The organism is Paenibacillus sp. FSL R10-2199, from assembly GCF_038000235.1.
Taxonomy (GTDB): domain Bacteria; phylum Bacillota; class Bacilli; order Paenibacillales; family Paenibacillaceae; genus Paenibacillus_AQ; species Paenibacillus_AQ phytohabitans.
In genome coordinates this window covers 5,353,245-5,372,711 of sequence record NZ_JBBOBO010000001.1, presented here as the reverse complement: position 1 = coordinate 5,372,711, position 19,467 = coordinate 5,353,245, and the positions used below count along the sequence as shown (strand labels likewise).

Annotated in this window: 18 protein-coding genes; 14 read left to right on the top strand and 4 right to left on the bottom strand. The window is 49.2% G+C overall.

Annotation, left to right across the window (positions count from 1 at the left end):
- Positions 1–151 precede the first annotated feature (151 nt).
- The 3 genes from NYE33_RS23500 (at position 152) to NYE33_RS23490 (ending at position 5,836) form a co-directional block, all read left to right on the top strand.
- A complete protein-coding gene (locus NYE33_RS23500) occupies positions 152–1,009 on the top strand; it encodes a Cof-type HAD-IIB family hydrolase (protein WP_340945766.1) in 858 nt (285 codons plus the stop codon).
- Positions 1,010–1,368: 359 nt separating this feature from the next.
- Positions 1,369–2,850: an Lsa family ABC-F type ribosomal protection protein gene (locus NYE33_RS23495; RefSeq protein WP_341067842.1), complete on the top strand. Its 1,482-nt coding sequence runs from the start codon at positions 1,369–1,371 to the stop codon at positions 2,848–2,850.
- 172 nt (positions 2,851–3,022) lie between these two features.
- On the top strand, positions 3,023–5,836 hold the full coding sequence (locus NYE33_RS23490; protein ID WP_341067840.1) for a glycoside hydrolase family 2 TIM barrel-domain containing protein: 2,814 nt from the start codon (positions 3,023–3,025) through the stop codon (positions 5,834–5,836).
- Between the two features lie 85 nt (positions 5,837–5,921).
- Here NYE33_RS23490 and NYE33_RS23485 read toward each other — a convergent pair whose 3' ends face one another.
- Positions 5,922–6,806: a LysR family transcriptional regulator gene (locus NYE33_RS23485; protein WP_341067839.1), complete on the bottom strand. Its 885-nt coding sequence runs from the start codon at positions 6,804–6,806 to the stop codon at positions 5,922–5,924.
- A 117-nt stretch (positions 6,807–6,923) separates the two neighbouring features.
- Here NYE33_RS23485 and NYE33_RS23480 point away from each other — a divergent pair, with 117 nt between their 5' ends.
- The 4 genes from NYE33_RS23480 (at position 6,924) to NYE33_RS23465 (ending at position 10,450) form a co-directional block, all read left to right on the top strand.
- Complete coding sequence (locus NYE33_RS23480; protein WP_042137242.1) at positions 6,924–7,718, top strand: SDR family oxidoreductase; 795 nt, start codon at positions 6,924–6,926, stop codon at positions 7,716–7,718.
- Positions 7,719–7,967: 249 nt separating this feature from the next.
- Positions 7,968–8,675, top strand: a complete 708-nt coding sequence (locus NYE33_RS23475) for a response regulator transcription factor (protein WP_042137244.1) — start codon at positions 7,968–7,970, stop codon at positions 8,673–8,675.
- A complete protein-coding gene (locus tag NYE33_RS23470; RefSeq protein WP_042137246.1) occupies positions 8,653–10,074 on the top strand; it encodes a sensor histidine kinase in 1,422 nt (473 codons plus the stop codon). The genes NYE33_RS23475 and NYE33_RS23470 overlap by 23 nt, the downstream gene beginning before the upstream one ends.
- Before the next feature lie 22 nt (positions 10,075–10,096).
- Positions 10,097–10,450 carry an Asp23/Gls24 family envelope stress response protein gene (locus NYE33_RS23465; protein ID WP_042137248.1) on the top strand — a complete coding sequence of 118 codons (354 nt, stop codon included), beginning with the start codon at positions 10,097–10,099 and terminating at the stop codon, positions 10,448–10,450.
- Here the strand turns inward: NYE33_RS23465 and NYE33_RS23460 are convergent.
- The gene (locus NYE33_RS23460) at positions 10,445–11,311 is read right to left on the bottom strand and encodes a MurR/RpiR family transcriptional regulator (protein WP_336100121.1); all 867 of its coding nucleotides are present in this window, start codon (positions 11,309–11,311) and stop codon (positions 10,445–10,447) included. The genes NYE33_RS23465 and NYE33_RS23460 overlap by 6 nt on opposite strands.
- A 186-nt stretch (positions 11,312–11,497) precedes the next feature.
- Here NYE33_RS23460 and NYE33_RS23455 point away from each other — a divergent pair, with 186 nt between their 5' ends.
- The 6 genes from NYE33_RS23455 to NYE33_RS23430 all read left to right on the top strand — a co-directional run bounded on the left by NYE33_RS23455 (position 11,498) and on the right by NYE33_RS23430 (position 17,135).
- Positions 11,498–12,514 (top strand): Gfo/Idh/MocA family oxidoreductase, encoded by a 1,017-nt coding sequence (locus NYE33_RS23455; RefSeq protein WP_336100228.1) that lies wholly within the window; start codon positions 11,498–11,500, stop codon positions 12,512–12,514.
- Positions 12,515–13,504: a Gfo/Idh/MocA family protein gene (locus NYE33_RS23450; RefSeq protein ID WP_336100119.1), complete on the top strand. Its 990-nt coding sequence runs from the start codon at positions 12,515–12,517 to the stop codon at positions 13,502–13,504. It abuts the gene before it with no gap.
- Positions 13,505–13,609: 105 nt separating this feature from the next.
- Positions 13,610–14,224, top strand: coding sequence for an HD domain-containing protein (locus NYE33_RS23445; RefSeq protein WP_076246019.1), 615 nt, complete (start codon positions 13,610–13,612; stop codon positions 14,222–14,224).
- 402 nt (positions 14,225–14,626) lie between these two features.
- On the top strand, positions 14,627–15,376 hold the full coding sequence (locus NYE33_RS23440; RefSeq protein ID WP_341067837.1) for a hypothetical protein: 750 nt from the start codon (positions 14,627–14,629) through the stop codon (positions 15,374–15,376).
- A gap of 219 nt (positions 15,377–15,595) precedes the next feature.
- Positions 15,596–16,735 (top strand): IS200/IS605 family element RNA-guided endonuclease TnpB, encoded by a 1,140-nt coding sequence (gene tnpB / locus NYE33_RS23435; protein ID WP_340945740.1) that lies wholly within the window; start codon positions 15,596–15,598, stop codon positions 16,733–16,735.
- 268 nt (positions 16,736–17,003) lie between these two features.
- Positions 17,004–17,135 (top strand): hypothetical protein, encoded by a 132-nt coding sequence (locus tag NYE33_RS23430; protein WP_256703943.1) that lies wholly within the window; start codon positions 17,004–17,006, stop codon positions 17,133–17,135.
- An 81-nt stretch (positions 17,136–17,216) separates the two neighbouring features.
- On the opposite strand, the gene NYE33_RS23425 is transcribed toward NYE33_RS23430, so the two are convergent.
- Positions 17,217–17,441, bottom strand: a complete 225-nt coding sequence (locus tag NYE33_RS23425; protein WP_341067835.1) for a hypothetical protein — start codon at positions 17,439–17,441, stop codon at positions 17,217–17,219.
- Between the two features lie 98 nt (positions 17,442–17,539).
- On the opposite strand from NYE33_RS23425, the gene NYE33_RS23420 reads away from it, so the two are divergent.
- Complete coding sequence (locus NYE33_RS23420; protein ID WP_341067833.1) at positions 17,540–17,929, top strand: DUF5071 domain-containing protein; 390 nt, start codon at positions 17,540–17,542, stop codon at positions 17,927–17,929.
- Positions 17,930–17,948: 19 nt separating this feature from the next.
- Here the strand turns inward: NYE33_RS23420 and NYE33_RS23415 are convergent, their stop codons facing one another.
- Entirely contained in the window at positions 17,949–19,376 is a 1,428-nt protein-coding gene (locus NYE33_RS23415) for an aldehyde dehydrogenase family protein (protein WP_341067831.1), read from the bottom strand.
- Positions 19,377–19,467: the final 91 nt, after the last annotated feature.

The window sequence follows — 19,467 nt, the reverse complement described above, 5'->3', positions numbered from 1 at the left end:
GCTGGTGGCACCGTTTTCCAAGTGTCTTCCTAGCGGCTAACCGGAGCATCAAGGAATGTTAGTGTATAAATCCCCCAAAAAGTTCTTGACATGTAATGCGTTTCACAAATTATATTGCAGAGGCAGGATACAAAAGGGGAGGCACAACAGTATGAGTCAGAACAGCAGAAAAATAGTCTTCATCGACATTGACGGAACACTTCTCACAGAGAATGGAATCATACCGGAATCGGCGCAGCAGGCGTGCAGACAGGCGAGGGAGAACGGGCATTTGCTCTACCTGTGTACCGGCCGCTCGAAGGCTGAGATCTATGATTCCATCTGGAATATTGGCTTCGACGGCTTGATTGGAGCCGCAGGCGGGTATGTAGAGAGCGGCAATGAAATGCTTTATCATAAAAAAGTAACCCCGGAAGATGCCAAACATCTGATCGATTATTTCCACGCCAATGAGGTGGATTTCATTCTGGAGTCCAACACTGCCCTATACGGAAGCCGGAATTTACAGCCGCATCTGGAACGCAGAATTTATGGTGATCTGCTGAATGATCCTGCAGCGCAGGAGAGAAAACGGCTGTCTCCGCATCCTTATATCGCAACACTGACCTATGGGAACGAAGAATTATATTTGGATGATGTCAACAAAATTTGTTTTCTGGAGAGCAGTCTGCCCTTTCATCAGATCCAGGAGGCATTAGAAGGAAGGTTCACAGCACTCCAGAGTTCTATCCCCCTGTTTGGAGAGAACAGCGGGGAGCTGATGATTCCGGGTGTCCACAAGGCTTCGGCTATTGCCGATGTACTGAAACATCTGGATATCCCCCGTGAAGACAGTATGGCGCTCGGCGATGGGCTTAATGATCTGGAGATGCTGGAATATGTCCAGGTGGGGGTTGCTATGGGTAATGCCAGAGAGCAGCTCAAAGAGATTGCCGATGATATCACCGACCACATTGAGGAAGACGGACTGTATAACTGTTTCCTGAAATACGGCCTGATCTCAGCTTAAATACACACTGTATGCATACGGACCGGGTTGATATCCAATAAAGCACATGGTAAAATGCACTTAATTAAACGATTGGAGTTGAATAGTATAGTGTAGGATTCTCTTGCGGTATTAAACAATAAAACAGCTTTATAGTACATGATCTTAAGAATGGCTACATTTTCATTCATAAGTTCATCTTATAAGGGCGTTATTTCGTGCGCGCGTTTTATTCTTTATATGCAAGAAGGGTCTGCATCTTTTCACTCAATCAATATATCCTTATTCAAGTCCGTCAGGGCTGAATTTGCTGTATTTATTTGAGCTGTAAGAAGATAACCTTCTTGCAGCTTTTATTATTTTATACAGGAGGATATTGTATGTCATTAATCAATGTGAGCAATCTGACGTTTGCCTATGAGGGCACTTACGATAATATTTTTGAGCAGGTGAATTTCCAGCTGGATACCGATTGGAAACTGGGCTTTACCGGGCGCAACGGCCGGGGCAAAACCACCTTTCTGAACCTGCTGCTCGGCAAATATGAATACAGCGGGACGATATCCGCACAAGTAAGCTTTGAATACTTCCCGTTTCCGGTTGCGGACCCCACAAGTCAGACCCTGGATGTAATCAGTGAAATTGACCCGGAATATGTTCACTGGAAATTGATGCGGGAGCTGAACCTGCTGAAGGTGGCGGAGGATGTGCTGTACCGGCCCTTCAATTCATTGTCGAACGGGGAGCAGACGAAGGTGCTGCTGGCAGCCCTTTTCATCAAGGAGAATAGCTTCCTGCTCATTGATGAACCCACCAACCATCTGGATATGAAGGCTCGTAAACTGGTCAGTGACTATCTCAGCACGAAGAGCGGCTATATTCTGGTCTCCCATGACAGAGCCTTCTTAGACAACTGTGTAGACCATATCCTGTCGATCAACAAAACCAACATTGAGATCCAGAAGGGGAACTTCAGCAGCTGGTGGGAGAATAAGACGAGGCAGGATAACTTCGAGCTGGCGGAAGACGAGAAGCTGCGCCGGGACATTAAGCGGTTATCAGCTTCCGCCAAACGGACGGGCGGCTGGGCCCATGAGGTCGAGAAGTCCAAGAACGGCACCCGGAACTCCGGCTCCAAATTAGATAAGGGCTATGTCGGCCACAAGGCTGCAAAAATGATGAAACGCTCGAAATCGATCCAGCAGCGGCAGGAATCTGCGATCACCGATAAATCCAAGCTGCTGCGGAACATTGAAAGCTCGGACAGTCTGGAAATATCACAGCTTCCGTATCATAAGCAACAGCTGGCCGAGCTGGATGAGGTTTCAGTCTTTTACGGGGACAAAAGTGTTTGTTCAGAGGTGAGCTTCACGATTGAGCAGGGCGACCGGATTGCACTCACCGGCAGCAACGGCTCCGGGAAATCGAGTATTCTCAAGTTGATCTGCGGGGAGGAGATTCATCATACTGGTGTCATACGGAAGGACAGCCAGCTTGCCATCTCTTATGTATCCCAGGACACCTCGCATCTGCAGGGCAGTCTGAGTGAATATGCCAGAGAGCACGGGATCGATGAAAGTCTGTTCAAATCGATTCTGCGCAAGCTTGATTTCTCGCGGATCCAATTCGAGAAGGATCTGTCCACTTACAGCGGCGGCCAAAAGAAGAAAGTACTGATTGCCCGCAGCCTCAGTGAGAAGGTGCATCTGCATATCTGGGATGAACCGCTTAACTTCATTGACGTGATCTCCCGGATGCAGATTGAAGAGCTGCTGATGGAACATACGCCGACAATCCTGTTTGTGGAGCACGACCGGGAATTCTGCACGAATATTGCTACCAAGATCGTAGCTATGGATTAAGATGACAAGCCTCTGCGAGCGGCAGGGGCTTTTTTTCTGCGTGTAAATGGAGTGTGAATGCATTCCGGAAGGTAGGACTGTAATATTTGGCGTAATATGCTAAGCTTATTCAGGAAGAATAGCAAGCAACCAGTACCCTACCGCAGAAGTAAAGAGATTACCATGATTAGGAGTGAGGATTTTGCAGACAAAGATCAGCCTCGAAGGCGAATGGAAGTTGCAGTTAGATGAGAGTAAGCAAGGACTCGTATTACCTTACACAGATGTAATCACACTGCCGGGAACAACCTCCCATGCCCGCAAAGGACCGAAGAATGAGGAGTTTCTGGTAAGCGCTCTAACGGATGAATATCTGTTCGAAGGATCCGTCTGGTACTCCAGGGAGATTGACATTCCAGAGGAGCTGGCCGGCAAGAGCAGTTATCTATATTTGGAACGTACACGGCTTACAACGCTGTGGGTGGACGGGCAGGAGATTGGCAGCCGTGACAGTCTGAACACCGCCCATGTATACGAGCTCCCGCAGCTGTTGCCGGGAACGCATACAATCACGATCCGCGTAGATAACACGGGTTACCCGACCAAAGGCGGACATCTGACTTCGCCGGATACCCAGACGAACTGGAACGGAATTACCGGCCGTATGGAGCTGCAATTCTACGGAGAGTCACAGCTTAGCGGCATCCGCCTGGATTCGGAGCTGGCTGCACGTTCCGTCCGCATCACAGCAAATCTGGAGAGTAAGAGCGAGACTACTCTTGTGGTATCTGCCAAGAGCTTCAATAGTGAGGATTCACACACGGTAGAAGAGCAGGAGTACATAGTATCACCAGGTAAGTTCTCAGTAGACTATGCACTCGGTCAAAAGGCGCTGCTCTGGAGTGAATCCGCTCCCAATCTATATAATATCCTCCTGGTTCTGAAGGATAGCGAAGGCAATGCCATCGACCGGCAGGAGGTTATCTTCGGACTGAAGGAATTCCGGGCAGAAGGCGACAAGTTCACGATTAACGGGGAGAAGACTTTCCTCCGCGGCAAACATGACGGACTGATCTTCCCGCTGACCGGCTATGCTCCTACAGATGTTGAAGAATGGGTCAGAATTCTTGGCATCGCCAAGTCTTACGGGATCAATCATTACCGTTTCCATACCTGCTGTCCGCCGGAGGCTGCTTTTACCGCTGCAGATATGCTTGGGATCTACATGCAGCCGGAGCTTCCGTTCTGGGGTACGATTACGGTAGAAACGGACGAAGGGCATGATCAGGCAGAGCAGGATTACCTGATCAGCGAAGGCTATGCCATTCTGCGGGACTTTGGCAATCATCCATCCTTCGTAATGATGTCTCTCGGCAACGAGCTGTGGGGCAGCAAAGAGAAGATTGATTCCTTCCTGAAGGACTACAAAGCGTTCGATGACCGGCCTTTATACACCCAAGGCTCCAATAACCACCAATGGGTACCGGAGGTTCTGGAGCATGACGACTTCTTCAGCGGGGTGCGTTTTACCCGCGACCGCCTGTTCAGAGGCTCTTATGCAATGTGCGATGCTCCGCTGGGCCATGTCCAGACGGCTGTGCCAGGCACGATGAAGGATTATGACGACCAGATCGTTCCTCCGGACTTCCTGAATGGAGGAGGACAGGCTGCTGCTGCCGGCGGCGAGATCCAGATCCAGTATGGCACCGAAGCCAAAACGGTGCAGGCTGGCGGAGAATCCGGCGAATGGATTCCGCAGGTTCCGGTAGTCTCGCATGAGATCGGACAATACGCTACATTCCCTAATTTCGAAGAAATTACGAAATACACGGGTTCGATCAAAGCTGAGAACTTTGTGATTTTCCGTGAACGGCTGGAGAGTAAGGGACTGGGTCATCTGGCATCGAAATACTTTGAAGCCTCCGGCCAGCTTGCGGTAGCCTGTTATAAGGAAGAACTTGAGGCTGCCTTCCGCTCGCGGCGGCTGGCCGGCTTCCAGCTGCTGGACCTGCAGGATTTCAGCGGTCAGGGAACTGCGCTGGTTGGCGTGCTTGATGCCTTCATGGATTCCAAGGGACTGGTCAGTGCCGAGGAATGGCGTACGTTCTGCAATGATGCGGTGCTGATGGCACGATTCCCTAAGTATAATTATACTGCGGGTGAATTGTTCGCTGCCCATGTGGAGCTTAGCTGCTTCCGCAGCGGTATGCCGGATTCCGCTCAGCTGCTATGGCAGCTTGCAGCAGACGGTAATGTAATTGCTGAAGGATCAACCTTAGCGGCCATTCCGGCCGGAAGCCATTATATCGACATCTGCGATCTGGCGGTAACTCTTCCTGTCGTAGAGCGGATGAGTAAGATCGTATTATCCCTTTCCATCCAGGGAACGGATATCCGCAAGAGCTACGACCTGTGGGTATACCCTGAGCAGAGCAGCAACCCGCTTGAGGACATACATGTATTCACGAAGCTGTCCGAAGAGGCGCTTGCACAGCTGGAGAAGGGAGGAAATGTGCTGCTGATGCCAGAGCCGGAATCCCTGAAGAATGCAATTGAAGGGTATTACTGCACTGATTTCTGGTGTTATCCGATGTTCCGCTCCATCTCGGAGAGCATGAACCGGCCTGTACCTGTCGGTACAATGGGTCTGCTGATTGATAACAGTCACCCGGTACTTCGTGAGTTCCCGGGTGAGGAGCATTCGACCTATCCATGGTGGAGCATTGTGGAGAATTCGAAATCGCTGATCATGGATGATGCGGACCGCAGCTGGAATCCCGTTGTGCAGACCATTGATAATTTCGAACGTAATCATAAGCTTAGCTTCCTTACGGAGTGCCGTGTAGGCAACGGTAATCTGCTGGTATGTGCACTGGATGCAGGCAAGGTGAGCGAGACCCCTGAAGGCAGACAGTTCTTGACCAGCGTGGCTAATTATATGAAGTCTGCTGAATTCAAACCGCAATACCAGGCAACTGTTGCCGAGCTTCAGGCGCTGATTCAATAGCAGTAACGAACGAATAACACAAAGGAGCGATTCTCCATCGGGAGAGCCGCTCCTTTGTGTTATTTTCAGGATTGTAGGACTTCATCTATTCAGACTTCAGTCCTACCTGCTGAATATAATCCAGAAACCGTCTGGAGGCAGGAGACAGGTAACGGTCATGACGCCATTTCAAGCCGACCTCCCATTCCCAGCCCTCTTCCTCAATCGGAATCCAGACCAGGCCGTCCAGCAGCAAGCCCAGTGTCTGCGGCAGTACAGAGACTCCAAGCCCGGCTTTGATGAAGCCGGCTACCGTAATCAGGTCCTCTGCTTCATAGGTCGAGGCCAGCTCGAAATGGGTGTTTTTGAATAGCGAGCTAATCGTAGCTTTGAGTCCGCAGTTCGTTTTCAAGCCGACAAAGGGTTCACCGGACAGCTCAAACAAACTCAGACTGGAGCGTGAAGCAAACCGGTGCTGAGTGGATACCACAATAAAGATCGGCATGCGCCGGATAATCATCCATTCGTCATCGTTCATTGTGGTTTCTCTGGAAGTGATCAGCATATCAGAAGTGCCGGTCTCCAGAGCTTCATCGATATCCCCGTGATTTCCCTGATACAAATCAAACCGGACCTTGGGGTTGCCCGCCTGATAATCCCTGATCAGTGAAGGCACCAGATCAACACCGAGAATATTCAGATATGAGATGTGTACCACGCCTGTCTCCGCATTCGAACATTCATCAATTTCACGAATACCGTTACCGATGTTCTTCATGGCTTCTTCCACCCATTTGCTGAACGTTACCCCATACCGGTTCAACTGAACGCCCCGTCCATTCCGCTCAAATAAAGGAACGCCCAGCTCATTCTCCAGTTTGGAGATGGCATGACTCAGCGCGGGCTGGGTAATTCTAAGCGCCTTGGATGCCGAAGTCATATGCTCAAGCCGGGCCACAGTCAGGAAATACTCCAATTGCGTTAGCTCCATTTCAGGACCCCTCTTATATTAATATTTGTAATGGATTTAATGAAAATAATAAATTAGACGCATGAGTAAATCAAGCATAAGATTAAAGAATCAAATGATGAAAAGGGGAACCAAACCATGACAATTACTTATGCAAATCCAATGACTGAATATGAAGGCCAAAAAATACTCGTAACAGGCGGAACTAAAGGTATGGGGGAGGCCATCGTAAACCGGTTTAAGGCTGCCGGTGCTACAGTGATGACTACTGCCCGCACACTCCCGTCCGGATTGACAGATGCTGACTTGTTCGTACAAGCAGATCTGTCTGCCAAAGAAGGCGTGGAGAAAGTGATTGCTGCGGTTAAGGAACGCTTAGGCAGCATCGATATCGTAGTGAATAACATTGGCGGCAGTACTACACCTCCCGGCGGGTTCCTGGCGGCAAACGATGAGCACTGGATGGATGCGCTGAACTTGAATCTGCTTGCAGCCGTCCGGCTCGACCGGGGCCTGATCCCCTTGATGCTGGAACAGGGTAAGGGTGTAATTATCCACATTTCTTCTATTCAAAGAGTACTGCCGCTGATCGAATCCACCATTCCCTATGCTGCCGCCAAGGCTGCGTTAAGCAATTACAGTAAAAGCCTCTCCAAAGAATTCTCCCCGCAAGGCATCCGTGTAAACCGCGTAGCTCCGGGATTCATTCAAACGACAGCGGCAGATGCCATGATGGAGAATATCGCCAAGGTTACGGGCAGTGCGGAAAGCGCGCTGCAGTCTGTAATGGATGCGCTGGGCGGGATTCCGCTGGGCCGTCCCGGCTTCCCCGAGGAAGTAGGCGAGCTGGTGGCATTCCTGGCCTCCGACCGTGCAGCTTCCATTACGGGGGCCGAATATGTGATTGACGGAGGAACCGTGCCTACGGTCTAAGCTGCAGCCTTACTTTCACTTTCACTGGCAATACAGGATCGATTCTGCGCTAAAATATAAAGAACAGACCGGCAAGCCACTTAATGGCTGCTCCAGGCTGTTCTTTTTGTCTGTTTCAGGATATCATTCTTAAGATTAGCAGCTTTAATCTTTAGCTTTTCTTTAGATTTGGTTTAGACTGGATTAAGATTGGCAGGCTATAGTTACAGTTAGCGCAGCTTGCATGACTAGATAGAGGGGGATTTCACCATGTATACCATTCTCATAGCGGATGATGAATCGGAGATTGTAGAGCTTCTGCAGCTGTATCTGGAGAAGGAATACAATATTCTGCAAGCACAGAACGGGATTGAGGCGTTGAAGCAGATGCAGAATAACAAGATAGATCTGGCCATTCTGGATATTATGATGCCGGGGATGGACGGGCTGCAGCTGCTGAAGCGGATTCGTGAGCATGAGCATTTCCCGGTGCTGTTCCTGTCAGCCAAGAGCCAGCATCATGATAAAATCCTCGGTCTTGAGCTGGGAGCAGACGATTATATCTCCAAGCCCTTCAATCCGCTGGAGATCGTTGCCCGTGTCGGGGCCCTGCTGCGGCGGGTGCACCAGTTCGATGCCAAGGCTGTAGAAGAAGAGCAGACGAAGGAACAGATTGTGCTCGGACGGTTAACGCTTGACCGGAGCAGCTGTCAGGTTGAGGTGGCCGGCGAACCGGTAGCTCTGACTTCTACGGAGTACAAAATCCTCGAACTGCTGATGGAGCAGCCGGGCCGGGTATTTACGCGCAAGAAGATTTATGAGGCCGTCTGGGAAGATTTCTATGTCTATGAGGATAACAGCATCATGGTGCATATCAGCAATATCCGCGATAAGATCGAGCGCGATTCCAAGAAACCGGAATACCTGAAGACGATCAGGGGATTGGGGTACAAAATTGAAGCACCCGTGGAAAAGTAGAGATAACCGCCCGCTGCAAACGTCGCTGACGATCGACTTTCTGCTGTTCAACTGTATGCTGGTGATGCTTGTACTGGTGGTCTATCTGTTCATCCAGAATGATATCACTCACGTCATCATGGAGAAGCTGATCCCCGATCCGGATCTGTCGGTCGAAGCCGGAGATTACCGTAACGAGCTGGGCCAGGGACCGGAGAGCGACCGGCTGCTGCAAAGCGGAGGGTGGCTGGAGCTGCTCGATTCGGGCAAGCAGGTCATCCGCGTTATTGGAGATAAGCAGGATCAGACCCTGGGCTATGATGAGAACAGTCTGTTCCAGGGGCTAGAGAACCGCAGCGATCAGCCCTATTACTACTCCATTTCTCAAGTGGATAGTGACAGCGGAGTGGCCTGGCTGCTGCTCAAGATTCCCCGCGATGTGGTCAGCGTATCCATTAACAACGAAATGCTGTTGGCCTATCTAAACCATTCGGTGTTCTTTTATGTGTTTGTGGTCAGCGGGCTGATTCTGATGCTGATCTTTGTATATAGCTACTGGGTCTCCAGACGGATCAAGAAGCCCCTGCGGGTTCTAAATCTGGGGATGAACCGTATGATGGAAGGGCACTACAATACACGGATTGCCCTCTATGCGGAGACGGAGTTTCTGCGGATTGGCAATAGCTTCAACTATATGGCGGATGTCATTGAGCGGACTACGGAGGAGAAGCGGCAGGCCGAGAAGAGCAAGCAGCGGCTGATGGTCGATCTGTCACATGATCTGAAGACACCGATTACCAGTATTCAGGGTTATGCACAGGCGCTGGTCGAAGGACGGGTTACGGACCCTGAACGGCAGACCAAATACCTGAATTACATTTATACCAAATCCGTACAGGTGACGAAGCTGATTCAGCATATGCTGGACCTGCTCAAGCTGGATTCACCGGATTTCATTCTTCGCGTGGAGCGGCTGGAGCTGGGAGATCAGCTGCGGGAGATTATTGCCGACACTTACGGGGAAATTGAGCAAAAAGAGTTCCAGCTGCAGCTGCAGCTGCCTGAAGAGCAGGTGTATGCCCATTATGATCCGGAGCTGTTCGCAAGCGTGATCAACAATCTGATCTCCAATGCGCTGGCCTATAATCCTGAAGGGACACGCATCCGTGTGACGGTCATTCCGGAGGACACGACTGTCCGGATTGAGATTGCCGATAATGGAGTGGGCATTCCCAAGGAGCTCTGGTCCACGATCTTCGATCCGTTTGTGCGGGGGGATGAAGCCCGGACGACAGCAAGCGGTGGGACAGGTCTCGGATTATCCATTGCCAAGAAGAACGTAGAGAAGATGGGCGGTTCCCTGATGCTGGAGAGCCGGGAAGGGGAGCCGACGGTGTTCATGATCCGGATTCCCAGATAAATAACTTTCAGGAGGAATAATAATGAAGCAGGATACGTTCAAGGGGCTTGTGGAGATTTCTGACCGGGTAATTTCAAGTATAATCCGCTATGCAGTTACCGAAACACCGGGCATTGCCGGAATGTCCGGCAACCCGGTCAGCGGAACTCTGGCCCGGCGACTAAGCGGTAAGATTGGCACCAATGGATTATCAGTGGATGTTACGGATGAAGCCGTGGCGATTCAGCTGGATATCATTATTAACTACGGATACAAGATTCCTGAGGTATGCCAGATTCTTAAGGATAACGTCCATCAGGCCGTTGAGCATATGCTGGGTCTGTCTCCGCCTATCGTGAATATCAAGGTCGATAAGCTCGCTTTTCCCAACCTATAGATCTGTCTTCACGTCATTGGTATAGAAATCCTTCACGACCTGCCGGGCAGCCAGCTTGTTCTTCGAGTAGTTGATTCTATAGATGCAGGAATAGATGACATTTAGGACATATTCAAAGGCTATCTGCGATGAAAAGGTGCCAATCTTGGCATGCTTCACTTCATCCTCAGGCACTTGGATACACAGTGTGCTGAGCTTGGCCAATTCCGTACCGTGAGCTGCGGTGATGGTGATAAAGGGAATGCTGTTGCGCGTGAAGTACTTTGCCGCCTGCAAATTATTCGCTGATAACCCGTGATAGGTTAAGAAAATGGCACAGTCCTGCTGCGTAAGATTAACCGTATGATATTCCCACTCAGACAGCTCCGTCGCAATCACGGCGTATTTATTGATTTTGATTAATTTATTCTGGAAGCTCTTCGCCCGGATCTCGGAATCGCCCAGCGCATAGATGAATATCTTGCCGGCCCGGTCCAGGATTTCAGCAGCCTCGGCTAACTGGGCATTCTCCAGAAAAGCAAAATTCTTCTCGATGGTTGCCTTCATTACTTCCGCAATTTCTTTGGCTACCTGAATGGGCGTTTCACCATGCTCAAACGGATAATTGACATCCACATTAGAAATGCTATGGACATCCAGCTGGAACTCCCGGGCCAGCTTTAGAATGAATTCCTTATAGCCTGCAAGTCCGAGTTTATGGGTTAGGCGGTTAATCGCAGAATGCGAGGTATAGGTAGCTTTGGCCAGCTCCTGTATGGACATCGGCAGCATACTTTCCTTATGGGTCAGGATATAGGCAGCAATGCTTCGTTCGTTGGGGGTAAAATGGTTCATTTCCTTTAATTGCAGCAGCAGCTTCATGACTAAGGTTCACCTCAAGAATTGAATTTCTAAGCTATAACAGACCCGGCTCTGAACATAATGTTCAAGGATTTACACCGGTAATTACATATGAACGGATAATTGTACCGTTATGCCTGCTAAGTCTTCACGGCGGGTCTTTTTTTTCTATAATTAATGAAAGAGAAGAGAATAGGAGGAATTATGATGTTAACACTCGGCTATATCGGCAACGGCAAAAGCACCAACCGCTACCACCTTCCATTTTCCATGAACCGCGATCACTTGAAGGTCAAGACGATCTATGCCCGCGCGCTTACGAAAGCGGAATGGCCCAGAGTACCCGGGATTGAATACACGGACGATCTTGAATCAATGATGAATGACCCGGAGATTCAGCTGATTGTAGTATGCACCAACACCGATTCCCACTATCATTATGCCAAAATGGCGCTGGATCACGGCAAGCATGTTCTGGTGGAGAAGCCTTTCATGCTGACGGAAGAAGAAGCGGTCTCTATCTTTCAGTACGCCAAAGAGCGGAATCTTGTCATTCAGTGCTACCAGAACAGACGTTATGACTCGGATTTCCTCACCGCACAGCAGGTCATAGAATCCGGTAAGCTTGGAGATCTGCTGGAAGTGGAAATGCACTTTGATTACTACCGTCCTGAGGTTCCGGCTTCAACTCCATTCTCTAAGTACTACAGTTACTTGTATGGACATGGATGTCATACCATTGATCAGGTGTTGTCATACTTCGGCAAACCGGATACCATTCATTACGACGTCCGCCAATTGCTGGGACCGCAGCAGATGAATGATTACTTCGATCTGGATTTCTTCTACCCTTCGCTAAAAGTATCGGTTAAATCCAGCTACTTCCGGCTCAAAGAGCGGCCAAGCTTCGTACTCTACGGTAAAAAAGGTGTGTTCGTCAAGCAGACGAAGGACCGTCAGGAGGAGCATTTGAAGTTATTTTACCTGCCTGAGGGTCACAGTGACTTCGGTATTGACCTGCCGGAGCATTATGGTATTCTAACGTATCTCGATGATGAGGGCAAGTACCATGAAGAGAAGGTCACCTCAGCCAAAGGCGATTATGCCAGGGTGTATGACGGGATCTATGATGCCATCGTTCTTGGCACAGATAAGGTAATTAAGGATGAAGAGACCATAGGCGTTATGCAGATTCTGGAGCAGGGAATGAAGGGGTGCCGCTAAATGAACTTGGGAATAGCCGGAGCCGGAATGATTGTCAAGGATCTGCTCAGCTTCATCGGAGAGATTCCGGGAATATCACTGACAGCCGTGTTCGCCAGACCCGGCAGGGAAGACGCTCTGCAGGAGCTGCAGAACCAGTACGGGATAGCCAGGCTCTATACAGATTACAGCGCCATGCTTCAGGATGCAGACGTTGATACTATATATGTGGCATTGCCGAATCACCTGCATTATGCCTTCACCAAGGAGGCGCTGCTTAGCGGCAAGCATGTTATCTGCGAGAAGCCGTTCACCTCTAATCTGGCGGAGTTTCTGGAGCTGAAAGAGATCGCTGAGCGAAGGGAGCTTATCCTGGTTGAAGCCATCTCGAATCAATATTTGAACAATGTCGTGGCGGTGAAGGAGCAGCTGGCTGGTCTCGGTTCCATTAAAATGGTGACGTGCAATTATTCGCAGTATTCTTCCCGTTATGATGCTTTCAAACGCGGTGAGATTCTGCCTGCATTCAATCCGGAGATGTCCGGCGGCGCCTTGATGGACATTAATATCTACAACATCCATCTGGTCCTCGGATTCTTCGGAAGTCCACTGTACGTGGAATACCGGGCGAACATGGAACGGGGAATCGATACGTCGGGGATGCTGCTGCTGGACTATGGTGATTTCAAATGCGTCTGCATTGGTGCCAAAGACAGCACAGCTCCTGGTGCAGTGAACATTCAGGGGACGGAAGGGTACATTCAGATCAATGGTTCTGCGAATGGATGCGACTCCTATGATTACGTCCTTAACCGGGAGAAGCCCGTCCGCGTGGATCGCAAGGATCACCCCCACCGGATGTATGACGAATTCCTTCACTTCGAACGATTCATCCGAGAGCAAGACAGAAAGACGGCCGCGGAAATGCTCGCACACAGTGAGCGGGTGATGCGGGTTATTGAACAGGCGAAGGCCAGCGCCGGGCTTGTGTTTGGATCAGATCGCGGATAATAAAGAGCAGGGCTTCTTCCGGTTGGGGGAAGCTCTGTTCTTTTGTTTATCTTTTCAGAGGAATGATATACAATTATTAACAAATGCCTAAAGGATGTGGACATAATGAATCTGGACAGAATTAGTGAAATTGCTCTTAACACAATGAGTCAACGGAAATCTCATCTGCAGAGAGAGACGGGGTTCGTCTATTATCATTGTCAGCGGGTAGCCAAGATTGCTCTAAGCTTAAGAAAAGAATTGTTCCCGGATGAAGGTACAATGGACGATATCATGTATGTTGCCTCAATCTTCCATGACGTTACCAAAGGAATTGAACCCCACCAGGAGACCGGCTCTGTTCTGGTCAAGTCACTGCTGAAGGATGAATGCTCCCCGGAGCAGCTGGAATTCATATCTGATATTATTGCATTACATAATATTCGCAATCATGAGGAGCTCCCGTACTACATAAAGCTTGTACAAGATGCTGATATGCTGGATCATTTCGGAACCATGGATATATGGATGAAATTCTTCCATAGTGCGCATGAAGAGGAGAATGTATGGGATACTATCCGGTTCTGGGAGAGTGAAGAGTTCGATAATTATCTTAAGAAGTCACGAGGTCAGCTGAATTTCGACCGCTCGAAGCAAATTTTTGATACTAAGCTGAAGTTTGAGCTGCAGTTCCAGGAACGTTTCAAGGCAGAGTGCAATGGAGAAGTAGATTTCAACTAACGAAGCAGATAAAACAGCAGGTACCCCGGAAAATTTTCCACAGGTGCCTGCTTTTTTATGGCTGTAGACAACAATGTTGTATGTTTTACAACTTTGATTCATGGGTAACCGTGGGTTTGGAAAGATTGTTGTATAAAATACAAGAATAATCCTGCTAAGTCGCTTAAATAGGGTGAAATCCTGCCTTTTATACAACAATTTTGGATTTGGGCTGATATTACGAGGAAAATGTTGTATTCTGTGCAGGATTTTATAAAAGTCACCAGATCTCTGCTACAGAAAGTCGATGATTCAAGGAATTTTGCAGGAAATAATTAACTTATTGCCGAATTTACTGGTTTGGGCTAATCCGGCGTACAGCCAGGGGCAGCTTACATACAATGGGGGAAGGAATTCGAACATATGAAAAAGATTGTATTACTGCTCATCACGCTGTTGCTCATGATTGGGCTGGGGTATCCGGGAGGCACCGGACAGGCAGCGGCAGCCGCAGCACCGAAGTACACGGAGATTTCCACATTTGTGGACGGGACACTTATGATCTCGGCATCCAAGTCTGTACTCGTCAATGGTTTGGCTTATGTACCTGTGAAGCTGCTGAATCAGATTCCCGGCTTTACCGTTGCTACCGCAGCCTCTGTTGTGACCCTCACCGGAAGTAAGGGAAGCGCAAAGTTGAACAAGGACAACTCCATACTCTACAAAAACTCCAACTATGTCGCGTTCAAAACACTGCTTAAGCTTGGAGCCATAGACGGCAAATATGCCACCAGTTCGTATTCGCTGTTCATCTGGAGTACGGAAGAAGGCAAAATAAAGAGCAACAGTATGCTCTACGCCATCAGCAAGCTGCCAGGAACAATGGGCCAGGCTGTGGGCAAGAAGGTCTATCTATATGCACATCCCGGCAGCCACTGGGTGACAGATGTTCAATACGAGGATGATACCAATACTTCTACGTTCACCATGCTGAGCGAAGCTGGACTAACCTGGACGCTGGATCTGGACGACAGTGAGATCGACACGTTGTACACGGAAGAGAATCTCTTTGCTTTCAAAGAGAATTTCAACGGTGATTCGGCATGGGCTGTAAATGCAAAGATTCCGGACAGCCCTTTTAACAAAAAGTTGTCAGAATTCCCCCACTTCTAAAGTGGCTGGATTAATGACAACGGTTTGGACTTGGATTTTAAAGGGATTTCGGTTATGCTAGGGAAAGCGAATGTATGTTCCTGTAATGGTCTTGTCCGATTTGTTCGTGGATTGCGTCCATGGTTGATTTGGCCAGCCGGAACTTTGTTCTATTTTGCGGACTCGCCTTCGGGTTGAACAGCAAATCGAAGGCGCACCACGTACATAGGAGGCATTCTTGTGCTCAAAGCATTCAAATATCGCCTGGAACCCACAACACAGCAGGCGGAACTATTCGCCAAAACCTTCGGCTGCGTACGCAAAGTCTACAATCTCATGCTCCATGACCGCATCGAATCGTACCAAAAGCATCAAGAAACTGGTGAGAAAATCAAGTTCAAGGCACCCGCGCAATACAAAAATGAATTTCCCTTTCTTAAAGAAGTCGATAGTTTAGCTCTGGCTAATGCGCAACTCCACCTGAATACCGCCTACCGCCACTTTTTCCAGCAGCCCGCCTCTGGTTTCCCCAAGTGGAAATCCCGCAAAAATCCCGTTCAATCCTACACCACGAATAATCAAAAAGGAACGATTGCAATTCAGGCGGGTCGCTATCTGAAGCTGCCCAAAATGAAGCCGGTACGTATCAAACTACATCGACAACCGGAAGGGGTGATCAAGTCAGCGACGATCTCCCGCACCGCATCCGGCAAGTACTTTGTCTCCCTGCTGTGCGAAACGGACATTCCGCCCAAACCCCAAACGGGTTCGGTGATCGGGATTGATCTCGGTCTTGCGCATTTTGCAATTTTCTCGGATGGAACAAAGGTACCGAATCCGAGAGTTCTCGCCCAAACCGCCGCTACCCTAGCGAAAGCGCAGCGCAAACTATCGCGCCGGGCGCAGCAGGCGAAGAAGGACGGACATCTGCTCAGCGAGAGCCGCAACTACCAGAAGCAGCGAATTCTGGTCGCCAAGCTGCATGAAAAAGTGGCCAACCAACGAAATGACTTTCTGAACAAACTCAGCACGGATCTCGTCAACAACCACGATGTGATCAGTGTGGAGTCGCTGAATGTCAAAGGGTTGGTTCGGAATCGCAGACTTGCCCGGTCGCTTCATGACGTCTCGTGGTCAAGCTTTCTATCCAAACTGACCTATAAAGCGGCGTGGTACGGCAAACAAGTCGTACAGGTGGACCGCTGGTTTCCTTCGAGCCAGCTGTGCTCGGCTTGTGGGCATCCAGGCGGGAAGAAGGCGCTCCACATCCGGGAATGGAGCTGCCCCAGCTGCGGTGTCCACCATGACCGTGACGTCAATGCGAGCTTGAACATTCGAACCGAAGGGCTTCGCCTGCTGCAAGGCACAGGAGTGCGTTAACTGGACCCCGAACCGCAGGGACTGCGGGGATCGCTTGGGTAGGGCGCTGAGCAGATGCGAAGGGAGGGGAAAAGCCGCTCCCTCCATTTGCTTAAGCGCGCAATAAATCTGACCGCTGCTCACGGATGTACGCCGTTTGAGCAAGTCCGGGTTGTTTCCAAGAAGCCGCCACCTCTATAGGTGGGGGTAGTTCACGAATCCTAGAACAGCTTATCCCAGCAGTGATGCCGTATGGGCTGCTATCCGGGATGAGCGGATCATTACCGACATGACGTTTGAACAAGTCTATCTGTCATGGGGAGAGCCCGACAGCTATAATGAAGATTTGGGATATATTGTTTACGGCCATCAATATCTGTATTTCGTTAATAACAAGCTGAAATATTATTATGAGCTGTAGATGATTGCGCCTAAGTCATTCGTAAATGGTACTACACTGAAAAAGCCTCACCGTTGAGGCTTTTTCTTTTGTAATATAAAACTAAGAATTCTGCAGGGACTGGTTGAATTTCAACCTTTGTTCATACCCGTGAATATAGTTGAAGCCTGAGTGAGTTAACTCACCTGAATTAGCATAACCGGCTTCGTGAATATGGGTCAGGGTAATCTTGAAATCTCTTTCGTCCATACCTATTTGGTTGAAGCGGGGTTCCTTCTCTTCTTCAAGCAACTTCAGAATCTGATATACCGGGTCCGTACGTAGCAATTCATTCAGCTTCCTTCCTGTAAGCAATATGGCTTTAGCATATGCATAAGGAGGGATGTTGGTGACCAACTAATTCTAAGAAGGGGGAAAATAAATAAATGAATGATTCGTTCACTCTATTGCCAAGAGACAAACACGATTTTGAGCGGGTACACGATCTGAAGAAGCTGGATAAAAAGGACCTCATCCCATTCATCCCGGAGTTGTTACAATGGCTGCAGGATATAAACTGGCCTATAGCAGAAGAAATCTCCAATTTGTTACTGACGGTTCCTAAAGAGACGGTTCCATACATAGAGGAGGTTCTAAACGGAGGAGATGACATATGGAAGACATGGTGCCTAGAGTGTTATGTTAGCCAATTGCCTGAGGAATTCAGACATCCATTAGAGAAGCAGATTCAGCGAATAGCCTATAACCCAACCAAGGGTGAGGAACTTGAAGAAGTCCATATTACAGCAAGAGAATTGCTCAAGGATTTCAGCTGAATTCCTTGAGCAATTGTAATTATTGCATACCGTGGCCCGTAATCGTCTTTGTCTCCAGACATTCCGCAATACCATATTCCCCGTATTCTCTGCCAAGCCCTGACTGTTTGTAACCGCCGAAGGGGGCTTTCATTTCCGGGCTGGCACCATTAATGCTCACAACACCTGCAGCAATTCTGGAGGCAACCCGGTTGGCCTGATCCAGGTCCGTGGAATGCACATAGGCCCCAAGCCCATAGTTGGTGTTATTGGCGATAGCAATCGCTTCTTCCACGGTCTTATAGGTGAGAACCACTAATACGGGTCCGAAGATTTCCTCTCTGGCAATCGTCATGTCCTCCGTAACATTTACGAACAAGGTAGGTTTAACGAAATAACCATGTTCTAACCCCGCAGGCCGGCCGGTGCCTCCGGTCACCAATTCTGCGCCTTCATCAATACCCGTCTGAATATAGCGCTGTACGTTCAGGAACTGCTTCTCCGTAACAATAGGGCCAAGCACCGTGTCTTCCTCCCAGGGATTGCCGATCTTCACTGCCCCGATAGCTGATTGTGCCAGCTGCTTCACTTCCTGGAGACGATGCTCCGGGACAAGAAGGCGTGTACCTGCTACGCAAGCCTGCCCATTATTCATAAATCCTTGAGCTACCGCTACTGGAATCACTTTGGTGTAATCGACATCATCCAGAATTATGTTAGGTGACTTACCGCCGAGTTCCAACGTAACCCGTTTCAGCGTTTCTGCTGCACCTTTCAGGATTTCTTTGCCGACACGGGTCGATCCGGTAAAAGAAATAAGCGCAACATCCGGATTGCGGGTGAATTCAGCACCCACGGTATGACCGTAACCATTCACGACATTAATGACTCCTTTGGGGAGTCCTGCATGGTGGAAGGCTTCCGTAATTCTTTCGGTCTGCAGGGCACTAAGCTCACTCGGCTTGATGACAACCGTACATCCCGCAGCAATGGCAGCCGCAAGCTTCGCCGTGATTTGTGAATAACTTGCATTCCAGGGCGTAATGATCCCGACGACACCGGCAGGCTCAGAGACTACCTTGGCAGAAGCGATATAACGGACAAACTCAAAGTTGTCCAGCGCCTGCTTCGTATCGAGGAAATTAGCGGCAGCCAGCTTCACGCGGCCGATGGCTGATTTTGTCGGGGCGCCATATTCCATAATATTCGCTTCCGCCATTGCATCCATATTCGCCAGTACAGCATCATGCAGCCGCTGTAGCATTTCACTACGCTCTTCCACAGAAGTCCGAGAGAAGGTTGCAAAAGCTTCCTTAGCCGCAGCAATAGCCAGTCGGGCATCCTCTTCATTACCGAGTACAACCTGACCTATCACTTTTTGGGTAGCCGGGTTGATCAGCCGCTGAATCTCCTTCCCTTGCGGTTCGATATACTCGCCATTCACATACATGCGATCCAATGTAAACATGTAGACATTCTCCTGTTCTTAAGATGGGATAGTATGAAGACGAGGAAATAATATCACGATAAGTAATCAAAGTAAACAATAAGCGCATAAA